Genomic DNA, 3071 nt, shown 5'->3' with positions numbered 1-3071 from the left:
GGCCCCGCCTGCCCATTTGACCACCCCAGCGACCCAGCCCGCCCGCTGTCGTCCGGCCCCTCCATCTTGCTCGGAACGCTCGCGGAGGAACAAAACGCCTGAATACCCCCGGATCGTATATGGGGCCAAGCGCGCTCCTTGAGCCGCAGAACGACGATGGAGGTGAAGGGATGTCGAGACTGTTGCAGGTCGGGTTGCTCGTGGCCGCCGCGGCCGCATTCGGGTCCACGGCAGGGCCGGCGCGGGCGCTCGACGAAGTCGGGGCCGCCCACGGCGACCACCACGGCGCGGAGCGCCATGGACACGTGATCGAGCACAGGCAGACGCACGGCCATCATGGTGAGGCGGACCATCACGAGGAGCATCATGAGGTCGTCCGCGAGGGCGGCCACCACCGGGAAGGGCGCCACTGACACGGGGTGCCAAGTCCCACCGACACCCTAAGCCCGTCGCCCGTGGCCCTCTCGGCGACGGGCGCGCTCGCCGGGAGCTCAGCGTTCCCGTGGCGTCACCCCGGACCGCGGCTGCCGGACGCCGGGGGCTGGCGGGCACGGCCATCCGGATGGCAGCCGGCTTGTTCGCGCCCGGCCTACGACCCAACCCAACAGAAAAGCGCGATCGGACGGCGAACCTGGATCACGCCGCCGGGTTGTACCCCCACAGGGTAAAACGAACAGAGAGGCTCGCATGAAGGTAGTGAGAACCGCACTCGTAGCCACGGCACTCATGGCTTCCGGCGCGACACCGGTGCTCGCCCAAGGCGGCCAGGGCGGGTCCATGTCGGGCATGGACATGAAGAACATGGGCCCTCTGCAGAAGGACTCCATGGAAGCCATGGACAAGATGAACAAGGCGATGATGCAGGGCATGATGGACCCCGATCCGGACCTGGCCTGGATGAAGGGCATGGCGGCACACCACCAAGGCGCGGTCGACATGTCCGAGGCCGCCATCAAGCATTCGAAGGACGAGACGGTGGTGAAGGAAGCCCGGAAGACGAAGGAGGAAAACGAAAAGAGCCTGCGCGAGATCCAGACCAAGATCCGGAAGGAGAAGTAGATCTTCCACCCCTGGCCTCGCTGCGGACCGCCGACGGGTCAGGGCAACGACTCGACGGCTCGGCGCCGCCTCGTCTGGCGAGCCCGCTAGCCACGGTCCCGGCCAGGCTCTCCCGCCGGCCGGGATCACCGCCGTCCGGGTCGTCGGGGTCAGGCTGGCCGAACAACTTCTCCCCGTCGCCGAAAGCGGACACGGCCACGGCCGGAGGAGGGAGCGTCCAGCCGGCGTCAGGGGACCCTATTGGCGCTCCCCCTGCATAAGGGACACCTGCTGTCCTTGAACTCAGGCGCGCATGCCAAGTGCCGCGCTTGCATCGTCCGGAAGTTCGGCGGCGAGGTTGCGCCGCGGCTGCGCCGGTGCCACCGGCCGATGTCGAGACAGTCCGGTTCTGTCTCGCCCACGAATGCCGGTTCGCCCAGGATCTGTTCCGCGCCATCCCGATGAGCTGTCCCGGCCCCGAGTCCGGGATCGGTTCGGCTTGGGTTTTCCGGGCCACGTCGGGCAAGCGCGGCGGCAGCCTGCCCGCTGAGAGCCGGGTTCCGCGCGGGTGGCGGCAGGCCGCGACGCCGTCCATCTCGTCGTGTCGTCCGACCGCTGCGGTCAGGCTGCGACCGGGCCGGGCGCAGACCGGGCCCGGAGCCGGTGGGACACCGCAATGCCGGGCTGGTCTCCCCGGGGCGCGGCCCCGGGGTCTTGGCCCGACCGCAGTTCGAGATTCGAACGGTCTGCAACCTTTTCCGCGTCGGCCCCGAACTCTTCCGAGAAGCCGCCAGCTTCTTGAGAAGAGGGAAACGTAGCCATGAACCGAGCTGTCCATGCCGCCCTTCTGGGCGCCGCCTTGATGGCCTGGATGCCGGGTCACGCCCTTGCCGGCGCCTGGGACAACGTCCCCCCTGCTTGGCGCAACGAACGGTATCAGAAGTTGCGTCCCGCATTCCGATCGCTCGACGACGGCCTGACGACCGGTTCGATCCGGCGCGCGCCCCAACGCCCCGTCACCGAGCGCCCCGAGCCGGCCGGCGCTCGGCGGTGAGACGAGGCTGCGCGGTCCGTGGTGCACCCTGGCGCGGCACCGAGGACAGGATCAGGTCGCATCGCGACCATCTCGGACCCGGCACCCGGGAGGCCGAGGGGGCGGGCGTCCGAGCCTCACGGGCCGGCGCCCTCTTGCCCCGGTCAGGACTGACATCGAGGCCCCGCCCAAAGCTCGGAAGGCAAGACCGGCGTCACGGGCGCCTGGGGAGATCCGCATCGTCGCGAGCCGACCTAGGCCGCAGGCAATCGCACCCCACGCAGAGACGCCCAAGTCACGAGCCTCCAGAAGCCCGCCGGCACGATCTCGACACCTATCGGCCGCCGCGCGGGCATGACCTGTGACCGAATTCCAACAGCGCCGAGGGCCGAGGCAGGTTCACATTAAATCAAAGTGTTCGTGCGTTGCCCGGCAAGTCCATCCGTGCGACGATTGGGTCGGGTTTTGGCAGGGTCTCTGGGTCCTTGGCAGTTCTTCGCGCAGTGTTGCTCGCCGTGCTGGCGATGGCCGTGGCCATCGCCCCGGCGGCGCCGTGCACGATGAAGCGCCACGCCGCAGCCGATCACGCCGCCGTCGACCAGGCCGCGGCCCCCGCCGACCCGCACACCCACCACCGACACGGAGCCGCCTCCGCCGACGCGCCCGCGGGAGCGGCCCTCCAGGCGGACGGCGCGGACGGCCCCGACTGCCAGCGGCATGCCTCGGCCGGCCAGCACCACCCGGGCGGCCACGGCCACCACAAGCGCCCGGTCAGCTGCGCGGCCACCTGCTGCCCCCTGGCCTGCCAGGCGGCCGTGCCGGACGCACCCTGGTCGGGCGAGGCGCTGACCCTGCGCCCCTCCGAGCCCATCGGCCTGGCCCAGGAGGACGGCGTCGCCCAGCCGCGTCCCCTGCGCATCGAGCGGCCGCCCCGGCAGCGCGCCTGACCGCGGCGGGCCGAGCGCCCGCCCGCGCAGGCAGGATCCTGGTCAGGGCGCGG

Annotated in this window: 3 protein-coding genes; 2 read left to right on the top strand and 1 reads right to left on the bottom strand. The window is 70.8% G+C overall.

Annotation, left to right across the window (positions count from 1 at the left end; translation table 11 throughout):
* On the bottom strand, positions 1-368 hold a 368-nt coding region (locus AX737_RS35110), incomplete at its 3' end, for a hypothetical protein (protein ID WP_210173126.1).
* A gap of 319 nt (positions 369-687) precedes the next feature.
* On the opposite strand from AX737_RS35110, the gene AX737_RS03160 reads away from it, so the two are divergent.
* Complete coding sequence (locus tag AX737_RS03160) at positions 688-1059, top strand: DUF305 domain-containing protein (RefSeq protein WP_066918932.1); 372 nt, start codon at positions 688-690, stop codon at positions 1057-1059.
* Between the two features lie 1497 nt (positions 1060-2556).
* Positions 2557-3018, top strand: a complete 462-nt coding sequence (locus AX737_RS03155; protein WP_066918930.1) for a hypothetical protein — start codon at positions 2557-2559, stop codon at positions 3016-3018.
* Positions 3019-3071: the final 53 nt, after the last annotated feature.

The sequence above is a fragment of the Methylobacterium sp. CCH5-D2 genome, assembly GCF_001556475.1.
GTDB lineage: Bacteria > Pseudomonadota > Alphaproteobacteria > Rhizobiales > Beijerinckiaceae > Methylobacterium > Methylobacterium hispanicum.
Note: the sequence above shows the minus strand (reverse complement) of the source record. Positions and strands in the feature narration are given on the sequence as shown.

Bases quoted from the DNA above. Each gene is read 5' to 3' on its own strand.
- AX737_RS03160 (WP_066918932.1), top strand. From the start codon at position 688: ATGAAGGTAGTGAGAACCGCACTCGTAGCCACGGCACTCATGGCTTCC.